Genomic DNA, 17894 nt, shown 5'->3' on the forward strand with positions numbered 1-17894 from the left:
AGGAAGAGACGCAACGTCCCGTCCTAGTTCAGGCGGTTGATGTCGAGGGGGGCGCCGCAGCAGGGGCAGATGTCCACGCGCTTGCCGCTGAAGCAGGTACCGGCAAAGAACAAGGTGCGGAACTTGCGTTCGATGGAGCTGTACAGAACCCAGAGCTGATGGCCGCAGGTGCAGAAACGCTGTTGCATGACGGTCTCCTTGTGAATGTGGCGGGGCATGTCGCCAACCACCATGTTTATAAAAGTGAACACGCTGGGCAAAAAAATATACAGGGGGCGCCAGCGCGGGGTTTTGTCCGCGGGCAAGGTGGAGAGCCCCCTATCCGATTTCTCGGCACAGCCAGACCACCCGGCCAATGACGCGGAACTGTTCCAGTTCGTCGCCGCGCACGCGGATGGGCGAATACGCGGGGTTGTCGCTGACAAGGGCCAGGCCGTCCGGGGTGCGCATGACGCGCTTGACCAGCACGGCATCTTCCAGTCCCACGGCATAGACCTGGCCGAAACGCAGGTCTTCGGTGGCGCGGTCCACCAGCACGGTGTCGCCGTCGCGGATTTCCGGTTCCATGCTGTCGCCCACCACGTCCATGAGCACCATGGCCGAAGGGGTGCCCTTGCGGGCCAGCCAGGCATGCGCAAAGGGCTGGCCGCCCACGGGCATGGCCTGCACTTCGAACGAGCCGCCGCCAGCGCTCAGGCGGGCGCGGACCTTGGGCACCATGTGAACGGCGGGGGGCAAGGCTGCGTGGTGCGGGGCAGGCATGGACGGGCGCAGCGTTGCCGCACGTGCGGCAACGGAACCCGCGGGGTTGAAATGGCTGCTGGCCGACTGCGGGGGGATATTTCCTGCTCCGTGTACCGCTGCCGCCAAGGGCTGCGCCAACGGAGCGGGGCGGGGTGTGCCGCGACCGTATTCCAGCCAGTCGGGTGCCAGCCCGTATACCCGCGAGAGCCGCAGAATCCACTTTTGCGGGATGGCATCGCGGTTCTTGGCCTGGGTGATGGCGCTGCGGTTCACCCCCAGCACGCGGGCAAGGGCCTGCTGCGTGGTGATGTCCGTGCCCTGCATGACCCGGGCGAAGAAGGTGTCGAAGGCATCCGGCATGGTGGTGTCCTGTGCGGCGGTTTCTGCCGTCCGTGTGGAATGTCCGTGTCAGGCTGCTTCAGTCGTCGTGTTCACTTTTATAAACAAGATTCCGCGCCGGGTGCAAGCGAAAAATGGATGTGCGCCGACGTTTGTCGTTTGTTCTTTCTGATTGGCTGGATACCGGGAGCAGACGGGTGAATGCCATCCGCCTCGCTCACGCGAAAGGGGTCCCGAAGGACCCCCTTTGATGGCGTTTGCAGCCCGGTCGGGCGCACATGCGCAGGGCTGTTCGCCCTCCCGTTCAACCCTCTGCGTTCAGCTCTGGTGCCACCAGATCCGCCAGGGTTTCGCGCTTGCGGATGCACCGCGCCGTTGCGCCGTCCACCAGCACCTCTGCCGCGCGTGGGCGCGAGTTGTAGTTGGAGCTCATGGAGAAGCCGTACGCCCCGGCTGAGAAGACAGCCAGAAGTTCGCCCTGCCGCATGTCCGGCAGGATGCGGTCGCGCGCCAGAAAGTCGCCCGATTCGCAGATGGGGCCCACCACGTCGGCGGTTATCTCGTCGCGCCCGGCGGGCTGCACCTCCGCGATGCGGTGGTACGACTGGTACAGCGAAGGGCGGACAAGGTCGTTCATGGCCGCGTCCGCGATGATGAAGTTCTTGCTGGGCGTGGATTTGGTGTAGATAACCCGGCCAACCAGAATGCCCGCGTTGCCCGCGATGACCCGGCCCGGCTCCAGAATCAGCGACAGCCCGCGCCCGCGCAGCCGTTCGGACACGGCTTCGCCGAACTCCCTGGGGTGGGGCGGGGTTTCTTCACCGTAGGTGATGCCGAGCCCGCCGCCAAGGTCCAGATGGGTGATGGCAAGCCCGAGGTCGCGCAGCCGTTCGTGGAAGTCCAGCACCCGGTCCAGCGCCTCCAGGAACGGTGCCAGTGTGGTGAGCTGCGAACCGATGTGGCAGTCGATGCCCACGGGCTGGACGTTGGGCAGGTCGCGGGCCAGCAGGTAGGCCGCCTGGGCCTGTTCCATGTCCAGCCCGAACTTGTTGTTGCGCATGCCCGTGGAGATGTACGGGTGGGTCTTCGGGTCCACGTCGGGGTTGATGCGCACGCCGATGCGCGCGGTGCGGCCCATCTGCCCGGCCACGGCGTTGATGCGCTCCAGTTCCTGCACCGATTCGACGTTGAACAGCAGGATGTCCGCCTCGAGGGCGGCGCGGATTTCGTCGTCCTGCTTGCCCACGCCGCTGTACACGATGCGTTGGCCGGGCACCCCGGCGGCAAGCGCGCGGTGCAGTTCGCCCCCGGACACGATGTCCATTCCCGCGCCCATATCCGCCAGCAGACGCAGCAGATGCACGTTGGAGTTCGCCTTGACCGAATAGCAGGTCAGGTGGCCGACCCCTGTGAACGCGCTGTCGAAGGCCTGGAAATGGCGGCGCAGGGTGGCCGCCGAATAGACGTACAACGGCGTGCCGTAGCGGCTGGCCAGTTCGCGTACCGGCACGCCTTCGGCGTACAGTTGGCCTTCGCGGTACTGGAAGTGGTGCATGCGTGTCCTCCCAGATGTGGGCTGTCGGGCAGGAGGGCCGGACAGTGCCAGGCCGTGCCAAGCGGGGCCGGGCATTGTCTGACAGTGCCGGACGGGCGCCGGATGGGGCCGGATGCCGCGCTGCCGGGCCCTGGCGGTGCTACGGAATCACTATTTCGGTCTGCTGCTGGGGCCGGGTGTCATCCACCGGCAGTTCGAAGCCGGGGGCGTTGGGATCCACCACCAGGGTCTGCACCTTGCCGAGGGCATGCGCGAAGCGGGTCAGCACGTTCAGGCCCACCAGGCGCCAGCGATAGGCAGGGGCCTTGCGGTCGGGGCACATGGTCACCTCCACGATGGCGGTGCCCTGCGGGGTGATCTGCTTTTCTGGCCAGAATTCCTGGCGCGCCGTGGCCTGGAAGGGGCATCCGGCGCAACTGTCCGCGCTGCCGTCCCCCAAACCATCCGACGATACGCCGAGGGGCTGGATTTCCAGGATAACCGAGGCCATGTTGTCCACGTTGCCCTGCGCCTCGCCCCGTGCGGTGAGGCAGCCGTTGGCCGTGGCCGTGGCCGTGACGCCGCGCCAGCTGAACAGTTCGCGGTTGTCCTGCGGCTGGGGCATGATCTTCTTGCCGCAGGCGGCGCCAAGGGCCAGCACCGCGCACAGGGTGACCACGGCGGCCAGGCGGCGGCCACGGACCATGCGGGGGGCGGATGCGTCTGTCTGGACAGATGCGTCAGTCACGGTCGTCTCCCGGCGCTGCCGGGGGCTGGTCGGGAACGGTATCTTCGGCATGGGCTGGGCCTCCCCAGAGCAGTTTCCATTCGTTGAGCAGTTGCAGCGCCCCCATGGGCGTCAGGTGGTCGGTATCCAGGTCGCGCAGGGTGGTCAGCAGCGGATGGGCCACCGGTTCCGCCCGCGCGGCAAGCAGGGCGCGCGGCTTGGCGGCCTGCTTCGGTTCGGGCATGTCCAGCCCCGGCAGCACGGCGCGCGCGGTGCGGGGGGCTTCACCCCTGCCGTCACGGGCTTTTTCCAGTTCGTGCAGCAGTTCCCGTGCGCGCTGTACCACCGGCTGCGGCACCCCGGCAAGCCGGGCCACCTCGATGCCGTAGCTGCGGTCGGACGGGCCGGGCACCAGGCGGCGCAGGAACACGATTTCGCCGCCCCATTCGCGGATGGCGATATTCATGTTGTGCACGCCGGGAATGCGCCCTTCCAGCGCGGTCAGCTCGTGGTAGTGGGTGGCGAACAGGGTGCGGATGGTGCCGCCCGCGCGGCGGGCCAGCTCTTCCACCACGGCCCAGGCCAGGGCCAGGCCGTCGAAGGTGCTGGTGCCGCGCCCTATCTCGTCCAGGATGACCAGGCTGCGCTTGCCCGCCTGGCGCAGGATGCGCGCGGTTTCCATCATTTCCACCATGAAGGTGGACTGGCCCTGCGCCAGGTTGTCCGATGCTCCCACCCGCGAGAATACCCGGTCTGCGATGCCCAGGCGCGCCTCGCGCGCGGGCACGAACGAGCCCATCTGGGCCAGCAGGCAGATGATGGCCGTCTGGCGCAGCACGGTGGATTTGCCCGCCATGTTGGGGCCGGTAATCAGCAGCAGCCGCCGGGCCTCGTCCATGCGCAGGTCGTTGGGGATGAAGTTGGCGCTGCCCTGCATGGCCTCCACCACGGGGTGGCGGCCTTCGCGGATCAGGATGTCGGCATCCTGCGCCAGCACGGGGCGGGTCCAGTTCCAGCGGCGGGCCGTTTCCGCAAGGCTCTGCCAATAGTCGAACCCTGCCAACAGGTCGGCCATGAACAGCACGCGGGGGCGCGCCTCGGACACGGTTTCGCGCAGCTTCTGGAACAACTTGTATTCCAGAGATTTGCGGCGGTCGCTGGCCGAGACAAGTTTTTCTTCCAGTTCCTTCAGGCGCGGGGTGGTGAAGCGTTCCGCGTTGGCCAGGGTCTGGCGTCGCACGAAGTGCTCGGGCACGGCGTCGGACGCGGTGCGCGACAACTCGAAGTAGTAGCCGAACACCCGGTTGAAGCCCAGCTTGAGCCTGGGCAGCCCGCTGGCGGCCTGTTCCTCCGCCAGCAGTTGCTGCAACATGTTCTCGCCGTGTTCGGTCAGGTCGAGCAGTTCGTCCAGTTCGGCGTGGAAGCCGGGACGGAACAGCCCGCCTTCGGTGACCAGGTGGGGCGGGCTGTCCACCAGCGCGCGTTCCAGCAGGTCGAAATAGTCGGACAGGTCGTCCCAGCCCTTCAGCGCCGCGCGCAGGAAGGGGGGGCGGCCATCGCCGCGCGCCTCGCCGTCGGTGGGGTAGCCGCCGTGGGGCGTTTCCGTCCGTTCCAGCACGCCGCGCACCTTGGGCAGGGCGGCCAGGCTCTGGCGCAGGGCCACATAGTCCTTGGGGGCCGCGCGGTTCAGGAAGATGCGCGTGGTCAGCCGTTCGAGGTCGTACACCTCGTCCAGCCCGGCCCGCAGGTCGCGGCGGGTGTCGTCGCGCTCGAACAGCCAGCTTACCGCCGCCTGGGTTTCCTCTATGGGGCCCATCTCGCGCCAGGGGTGGCGCAGGCGTTCTTCCAGCAGGCGGCCGCCCATGGGGGTCTGGGTGTGGTCCAGTACGTGCCACAGCGTGCCCGGCCCCTTGCGGCCATCCAGGCGGCGGAAGATTTCCAGATTGCGCTCCGTCACTTCATCGACGATGAGGTGGCGGCCCAGGTTCAGGGGGCGGAACGGCGCAAGGTGAATGATGTCCTGCTTCTGGGTTTGCACGACGTAGGCCAGCAGCGCCCCGCAGGAACGGACGAGTTCATCCTTTCCTTCAAGGCCCAGCGCGCCGGTGTCGCGCACGCCCTGGGCGTGCAGTAGCCGTTCGGTGGCGGCCTTGAGGTCGAAGGGCGCCCGTCCCGGCACCCGCACCACCTGTGTGGAGGTGAGCGACATGGATGAGGGCACCTGCGCGCTTTCGGTCACCAGCAGTTCGCGGGGCTGCATCTTGCGCACCCACTGCCACAGGTCGGCGGCCTTTTTCGCGTGCAGGCCCGACCATTCTCCGGTGGAAAAATCGAGCCAGGCAAAGCCGCCCGCCTCCTTTTCCTCGTCCCAGAACAGCGCGCCCAGATAATTGTGGCCCTTGGCGTCGAGGTTGGCGTCCTCCACCACCGTGCCGGGGGTCAGCACGCGGGTCACGGCGCGCTTGACCAGCCCCTTGGCCTCACGCGGGTCTTCTATCTGGTCGCACAGGGCCACCTTGAAGCCCTTTTCCAGCAGTTGGGTGATGTACCCTTCCACCGAATGGTGGGGCACGCCGCACATGGGCACGCGCAGGTCGGCGTTGGGGTTGCGGCAGGTGAGGGCGATTTGCAGTTCGCGCGCTGCCGTTTCCGCATCGTCGAAGAACATTTCGTAGAAGTCGCCCATGCGGTAGAGCAGCAGCGCATCCGGATAGTCGTCCTTGATGCGCAGGTACTGTTCGAACATGGGGGTGAGCCTGGACGGATTGGCACGGGCCGCCGCCGCCGTGGTGGCCCCGGCCAGGCGCGATGCGTTGCGCGCCAGGCTGGCAGTGCCGGAACTGTTTCCGGAATTGGGGCCTGACGTGGCGGTCGTGCTGGCGGCAGTGCCTGGCATGTCGCAGTCGCAGACGCCGTCGGCGGCAGTCGGCGTGGCATCGGATACGTCAACGGCTGCGTCCGCTGATGCAGCGGCGGATGCGGCAAGGGGCTGGGCGTGCGGGAAGCGGGAGGTGTCTGTCATGCCTCGTGTGTACACCGCGAAGGGGTGGGGATGGAAGTACCGGGCGCGGGGCCGGACGTGAATGCGGCGCTGGCCGCGACAACCGCTGGGTTGCGGTGCGCGGCCAGCGAACGGAAGGCCGATGTGGCGCCCCGGCGGGCGAAAAGAGGATTCGGGAACAGCCCCCAGTCCTGTCTAATCCTGCAAGGACATCCGGAACGTGGCCGAATGCCAGCTGCGGCAGCGCGGGCACACGCTGAAGGTGTGTTCGCGGCGCAGGCCGCAGGATCCGCACACGAAGCGCTTCACCTTGCGGGCGTGTTCGATGAAGTATTCCAGCTGGCTGCGGAACACCGGCGACAGGTGCTGCTGTTCCATGGACAGCGACAGCAGTTCCAGCCGGGCCGCCCAGAAGTCGGGGCGCAGCACCATGGCCTTGGCCAGCCAGTTGCCCGCCTCTTCGCGGTTGCCGCAGCGCAGCAGGAACAGCGCGCCGTAGTATTGCAGCAGCAGGTCCGGCTCCTGCGCCTCTATGGCGGCAAGCACGGTGGCGCAGCGCTTTTCCTCGAAGTCCGCGCTGCCCGCGCCGTTTATGCCGTGCGCCCCGTTCACCCCGTTCGCGCCGCTGCCGTCGGGCGTGGCGGCACCGTTGCCATGGCGCGGGGCGGGGGCTTCAAGTTCAAGCAGTCCTTCAAGCAGCAGGAAGCGGATGGAGGCGGGCACCCGTTCCAGTCCCTCGCGCAGCAGCTTGCCCGCACGGCGCCATTCGCCCGCGCGGGCCGCCATGACCAGTCGCGCCCGCCAGGCTTCCACCGCGCCGGGGTACACCTTGACGGCCCTGGCCAGCAGCGCCCTGGCCTCGTCGGGCCGACCGCAACGGTCCAGGTCCTCGGCATGGCGGACCATGTAGTGGGCCTGCGCCGGACGGAAACCCAGCCGCGCATACTGCGCCGCCGCTTCCTGAAAGGCGCCGCTGTCCGCATGCAGCAGGGCCAGTTCGAAGGTGATCTGTTCCGGGTCGGCCCCGAGCGCCCGCGCCTCGTCAAAGGCCGCGAGTGCCCGGTCCATGACCCCACCGCGCCGGTAGTCGCGGCCCAGTTCGAACAGGGAGCGCGCCTTGAACTGCGGGTCCAGCCCCGGGCGCACGATGAGGCTGCTGCGGATCTGCACGGCGCGTTCGATGTCGCCGCGCAGGCGGTACAGGTTGCCGAGGGCGAGGTATATCTCCACCGCGTCCGGGTCGTTGCGCACCACCCGGCTCAGTTCCTGGATGGCCGACAGCGCATCGCGCGCGCCGGGAGATTCGGCATCCGGCCCCATGGGCGAAAGGATGTCGGCGCGCCGGTTGCCCAGCAGGCTACGCGCGCCCGCCTTCAGTCTGTCCAGCAGCGTCACGGGGTATCCCGCCTAGCCGGCCTTGGCCGGGGTGGGGTCCGTGGCGGCAACGGGCGCGGGGGCGGCCACCGGTTCCGGGGCCTTGCGCGCGGTTTCCAGCGGCAGGTTGCGCAGCGAGTTCAGTTCCTTTTCCAGCACGCGGATGCGCTTGTTGGCGCGGCGCAGGGCGGCACCGGCGCGCATGCGGCTGACCATGAGCAGCAGCATGGTCAGCAGGGCGCCCATCAGGAAGGCACACAGCACCATGAAATAGAACGGCAGGGCGATGGAGCTCCACGCGGTGTCGAAGAACAGGTCCAGCTTCAGGGTGACCGTCTGCGAGAGCACCGCGTTGTTCTGCACGAAGAACATCATGGAGATGAAGAACACCAGCACCAGAACGAGAACCTTGACGAAGCGCATGTCGGCCTCCTTACCGTCCCGCGCGGGGCAGGCGGTCGAACAGGGGTTTCAGGGCATGATACGTGGAATGCAGATGCTCGGGAATGACCCGGGTTTCGCTCATCACCGCCATGAACGACGAATCGCCGTTCCAGCGCGGCACCAGATGGAAATGCAGGTGTTCACGGATGCCCGCCCCGGCGGCCTCGCCCAGGTTCAGCCCCACGTTGATGCCCTGCGGGTTGAAGCGCTGGCGCAGCATGGTGGTGCAGGTCTGGAGCAGGTCCATCATTTCGTGGGCTTCGTCCGGTTCCAGCGCGGCAAGGTCCATGACGTGCCGGAACGGCGTGACCATGAGGTGCCCGTTGTTGTAGGGGAACTTGTTCATGATGACGAAATTGTGCCGCCCCCGGTACAGGACCAGGCGCGCCTCGTCCTCTTCGGTGTGTTCGGGCAGGCAGAACACGCAGCTGTCGGGCTTGGGGCCCAGGATGTAGTCGAGGCGCCACGGCGCCCAGAGGGTTTCCATGATCCGTTCCGTCTCCTGGGGGGCACGGTGCGCGCCACTGTTTGTGTGCATGCGCAACGTGCCGTATTTCCGATTGAAATTCAGCCGGTCAGATGTGCTTACACCCTCGGGCCTTGCGGGGCAAGGGGGGCGGGCCGCCGGGGCCGATGTTTGTGGCGCTGGCGGACCCTGCAATGCCGTTCCGACTGCGGCAGTTTGCGATCTGCTTGCCCGGTTGCGGTCAGGCGTCACCTGTCCGGCATTGGCCAGGGACAGCCCCGGCGAGCGTCAGCTCCCCGACGTATCGGCGGTGCCGCCTGTATCGTTGCCGGTACCGGGCGCTTGCTGCCCATTGTCCGCTTTCTGCCAGTTCTGCCCGTCCGGTTCGCCCTGTCCGTCCGGTTCACCCTGTCCGTCGGGCCCGTTCTGTCCATTGGGAAGGCCGCGCCGACCGGGCTGCCTGTGGCGCCGGTTGCCGGTCGCCATGCCCTGTCCCTGGGCCACGCAGGCGGCCTCCGCGTCCTGTCCGTCATCAGCCATTGCGGCGCGGGCCAACGGGGTTGTCCCGTCGCCTTCTCCGGGGCCAGTGGCCGCGGCAAGGGCCTCGCGGGTCGTTTCCTCGCGCAGCAGTTCGTGGGCCAGGTCCAGTTGTGCCGCGCGGGTGCGGGCCAGGCCGTCCAGCTTGGCCGCCAGCACCCGGCGCAGCACGCGCCCGTAGGCAGGCCCCGCCGGAATGCCCATGGCCAGCAGATCGTTGCCGGTGATGTCGGGCGTTTCGCCGCGCAGGCGGGTGAGGTAGTACGAGATGTGCTTGCGCGCGTCTTCGGTCTTGGAGCGGGCCATCAGGTACAGGATGCCTTCCGGCGCGATGGGCGAAAGCAGGCTGTTCAGGCCGCTCATGGAACCGTCGCGCTGCATCCACAGGTTGAGCAGGTTGTGCACTTCGCGCACGTTCTCGCGCAGGGTCAAAAAATCCTGCCGGACCTTGCGCGAGAAGGCCAGCCGGTCGGTGACGGCGGCCACGTCCAGGTACTTGCCGTTGCCGCACAGCCCCAGCAGGTAGAGCACCCACGGTTCCGGCGCGGGCGAAAGGTACAGCAGCCGGTACCAGTGCAGTACCCGTTCAAGCTCGGTCAGCACATCCATCTTGGTCGGGTTCAGCTTCAGCAGCGGGTGGATCAGGCGCAGGATGTCGTAGTCCTCCATGCGCCGGATGCACGGCAGGGGGGCCTTTTCGTCGAAGATCAGCTTCAGCTCGTGGAACAGCCGCGCTCCGGACAGGCGGTCCATCATGCCCAGTTGCAGGGCGTTCTTGATGAGCCGCTCGCACTGTGCGCCGATGCGGAAATCGTAGCGTTTCTCGAAGCGGATGGCGCGCAGGATGCGGGTGGGGTCTTCCACGAAGGACAGCGAGTGCAGCACGCGGATGACCTTGTCCTTCATGTCGCGCTGCGCGCCGAAGAAGTCCACCAGCCGCCCGAAGTGCGCGCCGTTCAGCTGCACGGCCTGGGCGTTGATGGTGAAGTCGCGTCGGTACAGGTCCATCTTGATGGACGACAGCTCGACGGTGGGAAGCGCCGCTGGATACTCGTAGTATTCCAGCCGGGCCGTGGCCACGTCGATGCGCTGTTCCGGTCGTGCCGCGGCGCGGTGGGCCGCTTCCGCCGTGGCCTCGTTGGAGGCGTCGCCCGCAACGGGAAGGGGGGGCGGGGTGGCCGTGGTGCCGGAAATGCCGATGCCGGGGAGGACGTTCAGGGTGACGTCCTGCATGGCATCGGGTGCGGCGTCTTGTGCCGCATCGGGCGCGACGTCGGGACGACCGTTGCCGCCGCGCGCCTTTTCCGATTCCCACGCGGGAAAGATGACCACGGCGGTCTTGAACTTGTAGTGCGCGCGCATGCGCCCGCCCAGTTCATCGGCAAGGGCGCGGGCAAAGGCGATGCCGTCTCCTTCAACCACCACATCAAGGTCCAGGTTGGGCCGCCCCAGCAATATGTCGCGCACGAAGCCGCCCACGGCGTACACCGGCACGTCCAGACGGTCGCCCAGCCGCCCCGCGAGCTCCAGCAGGCGAAAGTGGGTGTCGGGCAGGCGTTCCTGCAGCAGGGAGCGGATGTTCTTTTCGCGCCGGGATTCGGGCAGCAGGGTTTCCGGAATGCGGGCGGGTTCCTCCACCAGGGTGTTGATGAGGTCGGTGCGGGTGATGACACCCACCACGTCTCCCGCCTCTTCGTCGCCGTCGGCCGGGGGCGGGGGCGTGCGGTCCACGCCGTAGCTGCCCGCCAGATGCGGCGCGGGCACCCTGTCCACCACGGGCACCAGGCGCTGGCGCTGGCCCACGATGATTTCCATGACCTTGTACAGGTCTTCGTTGGGCGTCACGATCTGCACCCGGCGGTGCATGTATTCCGTCACGCCCATGTGCCCCAGCCCGTGCGCGATGGCCCGGGCGGCGGTCTGCTGCTCCAGGTAGCCCACGCACCGCCGGGTGCCCGAGGCGAACACGGGCACGGCCTTCAGGCCGTAACGGGTCATGGTTTCCTCGGCGTCGGCGATGGAGCGGTCGTCGTCCACGCCCACCACGGGCGAGGACATCAGGTCGCGCACCCGCATTTGCGGGTTGATGGCGGAAAAGAGCAGGGCGAACAGTTCGTCGCGCACCTGTTGCAGGGTCTTGTCCTTGACCGATGCCGATGCCGCGTACGGGTGCCCCCCACCCCCGAGCGAGGTGCACACCTGGGCCACGTCCACTTCGGCCAGGCGGCTGCGGGCCACCACCTGCACCCTGTCGCCCATGCGGCACAGGGCGAACAGCACCTTGATGTTCTCCATGTCCATCATCTTGTGCGCCAGCAGTGCGAAGTCGCCCATGTAGGTTTCCATGGACGCCTCGGCGATGGTCACCAGGGTGCCGTTGATGTCGTGGGTGGTGGCCGATTCCAGCAGGGCGTTGAGGATGCCCACCTGCTCGCTGGTCAGGTCGCGGGCGATGAGTTCGGCGATGGCGTTCAGGTCCATGCCTTGCGTCTTCAGCCAGCCCGCAGCGGAAAAGTCGTGTTCGGTGGTGGAGGCAAAGGTGAACGAGCCGGTATCCTCGAAGATGCCGAGGCCGAGCATGGTGGCCTCGTCGCCGGAAAGGGTCAGCCCCCGCTCGCGGATTTCGGCCACGATGATGGCCGTGGTGGACCCCCATGGCAGCACGCGGCTGAACGCGGCGGGAAGGTCCTCGCCGGTATCCGGGTGGTGGTCCCAGAGGTGCACGGTGACGCCGTCGCGGGCCAGCACGTTGTGCACGTGGGGCACCCGCGAGTGCTGGCGGGTATCCACGATGACCAGCGTTTCCACGCTTTCCGGATCAATGTCGCGCGCCTGCCGGAAGTTGAACATGTAGGTGGCGCTTTCGATGAAGAAATTGCGCAGGGTGCGCTCCTGGCTGCCGGGAAACACCAGCACGGCGCCGGGGTACAGCTTGCCCGCCGCAACCATGGCGGCCAGCGCGTCGAAGTCTGCATTGGCGTGGGCGGTGATCAGCACCGGCGCGGCTATCTTGGGGGACTGCTGCATGCGTGGGTGTCCGTGTGGTCCTCGGGATGGGGCGCGGCGCCGGGTCAGGAGCGCGAGCGGGGGTGATGGGCGCGATGCACCTGGCGCAGCCGGTCGGCCTGCACGTGGGTGTAGATTTCCGTGGCGGCAATGTCGGCATGGCCCAGCAGCATCTGCACGGTGCGCAGATCGGCCCCGCCGTCCAGCAGGTGGGTGGCGAAGGAATGGCGAAAGGTGTGCGGCGAGATGTCCTTGCGGATGCCCGCCTCGGCCACGTGGCGCTTGACCACCTTCCACACCGCCTGACGGGTCAGCCCCTTGCCGGACCGGTTCAGGAACAGGGCGTCCTCCACCGGGCGGAAGGCGGGCCGCCAGTCGCGGATGTAGGCCGACAGCAGTTTGGCCGCCGTGTCGTGCACCGGCACGATGCGTTCCTTGGATCCCTTGCCGAATACCCGCACAAGGCCGGTCATGGGATCGAAATCCAGCGGGCGCAAGCCGCACAGTTCCGAGACGCGCAGGCCGGAAGCGTACAGCAGCTCCAGCATGGTGCGGTCGCGAAAGCCCAGCCGGTCGGACAGGTTGGGCCGGGCCAGCACGGCGGCCATTTCATCGCGGGTCAGCACGTCGGGCAGGGTGCGCGGCAGCTTGGGGTTTTCCAGATAGCGCAGCGGGTCTGCCGCAAGCTGCCCCTGGGCCACGCCATGGGCGAACAGCCCGCGCAGGGCCGAAAGATGGCGGGACAGGGTGCGGCTGGTCAGGCCGCGCCGCCGCAGGTCCACGATGTACAGGAACAGGGTCTGTTCCGTGGCGGCTTCAAGGTCGATGCCGCCCTGCGCGAGAAAGCCCGCAAAGTCGGCCAGGTCCGCCGCGTAGGCGGCCAGGGTGTTTTCCGCAAGGCCGCGTTCGATGAGCAGGTATTCCAGATAGCCATCCACGAGCGGGTGCGATGCCTTGGGCGCGGCATCCTGCCCGGCGCGCGGGGCCGGAGTGCGCCTTGTCCGCGCGGCGGCCTTGGCGGACGTTACCGGTTTTGCCGGTTTGGTGCCGCGACGGGCGAGCGCTGCCCCGGCGGATTCTCCGGGGGCGGTGGCGGCTGGTGCGGCTGTTTCAGCTGGACCAATTGGACCAGTTGGAACGGGCGGGCGGCGTGGGGGCATGGAACTCGATGCGCGCGGCGCGGTCGTGCCCGGCCCCGGCAAGCCCGGAAGGGCGCGCGGGCAGGGCGGTATTCGAGTTGGCATGGTACACGGGCGTCCCGTATGCGGCAAGGGCATGCAGCAGGCGCGGGGAACGGCAGGGAGGCGGTGGGCGTAGGTGCGGCCCCCATGGTGCGCCGGAAGGTATTGTCTGCCATTGGCGGCGATGGGGCGGGCAGGACGGGAAGCGGAAAGGAAATCGGGGCGCGCCGTTTGGCACGCCCCGACCGGGGTGCATCATCCATATATAGTGGTGACGGCACGGGCCGCGCCGTCACCCGACTGCGCCCGCAGGCGTCAGGCCCACATCACATCAGGCCGACATCACATCAGGCCAGCTTCACGTCAGCCGCCAGCAGCGCAACGGGGTTGCCCGCCGCGTCCTCCATGGGCAGGGACACGGTGATGCACGGCGCGCCCGAGGCCTGCGAGACGTAGCTTTCCGAGATGTACAGGTCGCCGATGGCCATGGCCCCGGTAAACCACGGGCGCGACGACCAGTCCTTGCCGCAGGCCTGCGCGTCCGCCGGGGCGGCCAGCGCCGCCGGGGCGATGTTGGCGATGATCTGCCGCCCCTTGCCGTCGGTCATGTACAGCAGTTCCAGGTGCGGCGCGGCGGCAATGACCCGGCGCAGGTGCGCCTCGATGCGTTCCCGCTGCAGGGAACGGATGTCCGGCGCGTCGGCCAGCCCGCGCATGAGCGTTTGCACCGTACCCTGCCCGATGACGTGGAACACCCGGTTCAGGGTAGCCAGCCGGGCCATCTGGGCGGAAAGGGCGGTGATGTCGTCGTTGGCGCGGTGCATGCCGTCGGCGGTCTGGCGCGAGATGGCGTCCACCTGGGCGGTGATGCGGTTGATTTCCTCGCAGGTGGCGGCCTGCTGTTCGGCGGCGGTTGCAATGGTGCGCACCCCGTCGGAGGTGCTTTCCACGATGTCCACGATTTCGGCCAGGGCCTCGCCGGAATCTTCTGCCAGACGGGTGGCCTGGTCCACCACGCGGGCGGCCTCGTCCATGTCGGACAGGGTCTTGCGGGTGCCGGTCTGGATGGCCACGATGACCTCGCCCACCTCGCGGGTGGCCTGCATGGTCTTTTCCGCCAGCTTGCGCACCTCGTCCGCCACCACGGCGAATCCGCGCCCGGCATCGCCCGCGCGGGCGGCCTCGATGGCGGCGTTGAGCGCGAGCAGGTTGGTCTGGTCGGCGATGTCGGTGATGACGCCCATGACCTGGCCGATGGATTCGGCGCGTGTGCCCAGGTCGCCCATGACTTCGCGCAGGCCGGTGGTGTGGCCATGCACGGCGGCGATGGAGGACACCGCCCGGTTCACCACGTCTCGCCCGGCCAGGGCCTTCTGGCGCGCGGTGTCGGCCTGGGCGGCGGCATCGCCCGCGTTGCGGGCCACGGCGTTGACCGTTGAGGTCATCTGTTCCATGGCCACGGCGGTGTCGCCCGCCAGCCTGCGCTGGTTGTCGGCCCCGTTGGATGCGCGGCCCGCCTCGGCGGCCAGGCGTGTTGCCGCCTCCTGCAACGAGCCCACGGCACGGTCCAGGGTTTTTGCGGAATTGTGCATGGCCTGCCGGTTGGAGGCTTCCGCCCGCTCGCGCACAAGGCCCGCCCTGCGCCCGGCAGTTTCGGCGGCCTGGGTGCTGGCGTCGGCTCGCGCGGCTTCCGACGCCATGCGCTGGCGCGTTCCGTCCAGCAGGGCCACCACGCGCGGCACGTGCCGGACCAGCAAGGCCGCCGCGTCGCCGTCAAAATCGTTGGGCGTGACGGCTGACTGCCCGGTCTTGCGGGCGCCGAAAGACAAGCCGCCGTCCGCATTCCGCGCCGCCGTGCCGGATGGAGCGACATCGTCGCCCACATCGGCGGCCAGCCGGGCGGCTGCTGCCAAAGCCCCATGCACGCGCCATGCGTCATACAGGCAGCCCAGCGCCGTCAGCAGGCCCATCAGCAGCAACCCGTTCACCATCCATGCCGCCGCACCCAGCGCGCCGACCATGGTCGTACCGGCGAAAAGCATCGCCAGCAGGCCCAAACCACCCAAAGCCCGTGTTGCCGATGTCATGCGTCCCCCCGCGTTGTCATGAACCAGAGTGTGTAATCCGTTGTGATGGGTCGCCGATTTTGTCGTTTTCGTTATGCCAAGTGACATTTTTGACAACAAAAAGTCATGAAGCCGGGTGGGGTAGGACGCCCGACGCATCCGTACCTGGCCCGTGCAGCCGTCCCGTTTGGTGTGCCTGCATGGTGTGCCCGACCCCGCGCCGGAGCACGGTGGACGGGCATTTGTCCGTGCGGGGCGCGTGCCTGGTTTCCGCTGCGGGCGCGCGGCATCTGCCCGCAAGTGGGCAGAACGCGGGCAGAAAGCGGTCAGGGGGAGCAGGTGCGGCACGTTCGCTTGCAGGATGCATACCCTTGCAAACGCACGGGCGAAGACGGTGGGCAGGGCAACGGACTGGCGGGTGGAGAGAGGCGGACGGTTCACGGGCGGCGGATGGTTGGGCGTTTGCCGCATGCGCCGGTGCCCGTCCTGCCGGCACGGGCGGCGTGCCGATTCGCGGGAGCCATTATCATTTGACAGGCCGGGCAGGGGGCCTGTAGATTTCGCGCAACAGGACGAAACCGGGTACGCGGTTACCCGCAAGGCATTGCAAGGAACGGGCTTCTGGCAGAGCCCTCTTTTTTTACCGGCGCACGGGCGTGCCCCGCCACAGGCGAAAGGGCGCGCCCTGGGATCGAAACCCGCAAGGAGAGGATTCGGAATGGCTGATTTCAAACTCGCGGACCGGCTGGCGACCCTGCCCCCGTACCTGTTTGCAGGCATCGACAAGGTCAAGGCCGAAGTGGCCGCCCGGGGCGTGGACATCATCAGCCTCGGCATCGGCGATCCCGACATGCCGACGCCCGACTTCATCATCGAGGCCATGAAGAAGGCCGTGGAGCGCCCCGCCAACCACCAGTACCCCTCGTACGTGGGCATGCTGGAATTCCGGCAGGAAGTGGCCAACTGGTATGGCCGCCGCTTCGGCGTCAGCCTTGACCCCAAGACCGAGGTCATCGGCCTCATCGGGTCCAAGGAAGGCATCGCCCATTTCCCGCTGGCCTTCGTGAACCCCGGCGACCTGGTGCTGGTGTGCACCCCCAACTACCCGGTGTATCACATCGCCACCGGTTTCGTGGGCGGCGAGGTGCAGTTCATTCCCCTGGTGGAGGAAAACGACTACCTGCCCGACCTCGACGCCATTCCCGCCGCCACCTGGGACCGGGCGAAGATGATCTTCGTCAACTATCCCAACAACCCCACGGCGGCCACGGCCCCGCGCGCGTTCTACGAAAAGCTCATCGGCATCTGCCGGAAGCACAACGTGATCATCGCGCACGACACGGCCTACACCGAGGTCTACTACGACGAGAATGACAAGCCCATGAGCATTCTTGAAGTGGAAGGCGCGAAGGACGTGACCATCGAGTTCCACTCGCTGTCCAAGACCTACAACATGACCGGCTGGCGCGTGGGCATGGCCGTGGGCAACGCCTCTTTGGTGGCGGGCCTTGGCAAGGTGAAGGAAAACGTGGACTCCGGCATCTTCCAGGCCGTGCAGGAAGCGTCCATCGTGGCCCTGCGCGACGGCGACGACTTCTGCCGCGAACTGCGGGGCATCTACCGCAAGCGCCGTGACGTGGTGGTGGCTGCCCTGAACAAGGTGGGCATTGCCTGCCGCGTACCCACCGCCGCGTTCTACATCTGGGCCAAGGTGCCCGCCGGGTACGGCTCGTCCGCCGAATTCGTCACCGCCGTGCTGGAAAAGACCGGCGTGGTGCTGACCCCCGGCAACGGCTTCGGCACGCCGGGCGAAGGTTACTTCCGCATTTCGCTCACCGTGGATACCGATCGCCTCGAGGAGGCCGTGTCACGCATCGCGAACCTGTAATCGCCTATGTATGTCTGGGGTCCAACCTGCCTCCAGCTAATGGACCGGGGGGCGACCCCGCCGACAATCTCGTCCGGGCCGTGGCGGCACTTGCCGCCCTGCCCGGCGTTGTCGTTGGCGCGGTGTCGTCGGTGTACCGCACCGAGCCGCAAGGCTACCGCGACCAGCCGTGGTTCGCCAACCAGGTGGCCCGGCTGGAGTGCGACCCGGACATGACGCCCGAAGGGCTGCTGGACCACCTGCTGGGCGTGGAGCAGGAACTGGGCCGCAACCGGGGGTATGCCCCGGAAGGCGGACAGGGGGGCGATGGGCATGCGGTGGTGCGGGAAGGGGCCGACGGCGCCGCGCCGGACCTTGCCGCGCGCTTTGCCCCGCGCACCATCGACATCGACCTGCTGCTGTTCGGCAATGCCGTGCGCGACACCCCCCGCCTGACGCTGCCGCACCCGCGCATGCGCGAGCGGGCGTTCGTCCTGGTGCCGCTGCACGAAATCGCCACTGAACTCGCTTTCCCCGACGGGCAAAGTCTGATACACGCCCTGAAATCGCTGACGTTCACCCTGCACGACGGGCGCATCGCCCAGTGA

13 protein-coding genes and 1 pseudogene are annotated in these 17894 nt (G+C 67.7%); 2 read left to right on the forward strand and 12 right to left on the reverse strand.

Annotation, left to right across the window (positions count from 1 at the left end):
* Window positions 1-23: 23 nt before the first annotated feature.
* The 12 genes and pseudogenes from K6142_RS06760 to K6142_RS06815 all read right to left on the reverse strand — a co-directional run bounded on the left by K6142_RS06760 (window position 24) and on the right by K6142_RS06815 (window position 15374).
* Window positions 24-188, reverse strand: coding sequence for a hypothetical protein (locus K6142_RS06760; RefSeq protein ID WP_190243420.1), 165 nt, complete (start codon window positions 186-188; stop codon window positions 24-26).
* A 130-nt stretch (window positions 189-318) separates the two neighbouring features.
* Window positions 319-1104, reverse strand: coding sequence for a S24 family peptidase (locus K6142_RS06765; protein ID WP_190243419.1), 786 nt, complete (start codon window positions 1102-1104; stop codon window positions 319-321).
* 283 nt (window positions 1105-1387) lie between these two features.
* Window positions 1388-2638, reverse strand: a complete 1251-nt coding sequence (lysA, locus tag K6142_RS06770) for a diaminopimelate decarboxylase (protein WP_190243418.1) — start codon at window positions 2636-2638, stop codon at window positions 1388-1390.
* A gap of 139 nt (window positions 2639-2777) precedes the next feature.
* Window positions 2778-3365, reverse strand: coding sequence for a hypothetical protein (locus tag K6142_RS06775; protein ID WP_223290191.1), 588 nt, complete (start codon window positions 3363-3365; stop codon window positions 2778-2780).
* Window positions 3358-6090, reverse strand: coding sequence for a DNA mismatch repair protein MutS (mutS, locus tag K6142_RS06780; protein WP_012611506.1), 2733 nt, complete (start codon window positions 6088-6090; stop codon window positions 3358-3360). The genes K6142_RS06775 and mutS overlap by 8 nt, the downstream gene beginning before the upstream one ends.
* A gap of 450 nt (window positions 6091-6540) precedes the next feature.
* Window positions 6541-7740, reverse strand: coding sequence for a tetratricopeptide repeat protein (locus K6142_RS06785; protein WP_190243417.1), 1200 nt, complete (start codon window positions 7738-7740; stop codon window positions 6541-6543).
* Window positions 7741-7752: 12 nt separating this feature from the next.
* On the reverse strand, window positions 7753-8142 hold the full coding sequence (locus K6142_RS06790; RefSeq protein WP_190243416.1) for a lipopolysaccharide assembly protein LapA domain-containing protein: 390 nt from the start codon (window positions 8140-8142) through the stop codon (window positions 7753-7755).
* A 10-nt stretch (window positions 8143-8152) separates the two neighbouring features.
* Window positions 8153-8650, reverse strand: a complete 498-nt coding sequence (locus K6142_RS06795) for an HIT family protein (RefSeq protein WP_190243415.1) — start codon at window positions 8648-8650, stop codon at window positions 8153-8155.
* A gap of 267 nt (window positions 8651-8917) precedes the next feature.
* Window positions 8918-12193, reverse strand: a complete 3276-nt coding sequence (locus K6142_RS06800; RefSeq protein WP_190243414.1) for a CBS domain-containing protein — start codon at window positions 12191-12193, stop codon at window positions 8918-8920.
* 44 nt (window positions 12194-12237) lie between these two features.
* Window positions 12238-13128, reverse strand: a pseudogene (xerD, locus tag K6142_RS06805) (site-specific tyrosine recombinase XerD); the annotation flags it as partial.
* A 154-nt stretch (window positions 13129-13282) separates the two neighbouring features.
* Entirely contained in the window at window positions 13283-13423 is a 141-nt protein-coding gene (locus K6142_RS06810; protein ID WP_190243412.1) for a hypothetical protein, read from the reverse strand.
* Between the two features lie 277 nt (window positions 13424-13700).
* Window positions 13701-15374 carry a methyl-accepting chemotaxis protein gene (locus tag K6142_RS06815; RefSeq protein WP_223290190.1) on the reverse strand — a complete coding sequence of 558 codons (1674 nt, stop codon included), beginning with the start codon at window positions 15372-15374 and terminating at the stop codon, window positions 13701-13703.
* Between the two features lie 763 nt (window positions 15375-16137).
* On the opposite strand from K6142_RS06815, the gene K6142_RS06820 reads away from it, so the two are divergent.
* Window positions 16138-17307, forward strand: coding sequence for an LL-diaminopimelate aminotransferase (locus K6142_RS06820; protein WP_012611512.1), 1170 nt, complete (start codon window positions 16138-16140; stop codon window positions 17305-17307).
* On the forward strand, window positions 17307-17894 hold the full coding sequence (folK, locus tag K6142_RS06825; RefSeq protein WP_190243448.1) for a 2-amino-4-hydroxy-6-hydroxymethyldihydropteridine diphosphokinase: 588 nt from the start codon (window positions 17307-17309) through the stop codon (window positions 17892-17894). Before K6142_RS06820 ends, folK begins: the two co-directional genes overlap by 1 nt.

The organism is Nitratidesulfovibrio sp. SRB-5 (assembly GCF_019931275.1).
Classification (GTDB): Bacteria; Desulfobacterota; Desulfovibrionia; order Desulfovibrionales; family Desulfovibrionaceae; genus Cupidesulfovibrio.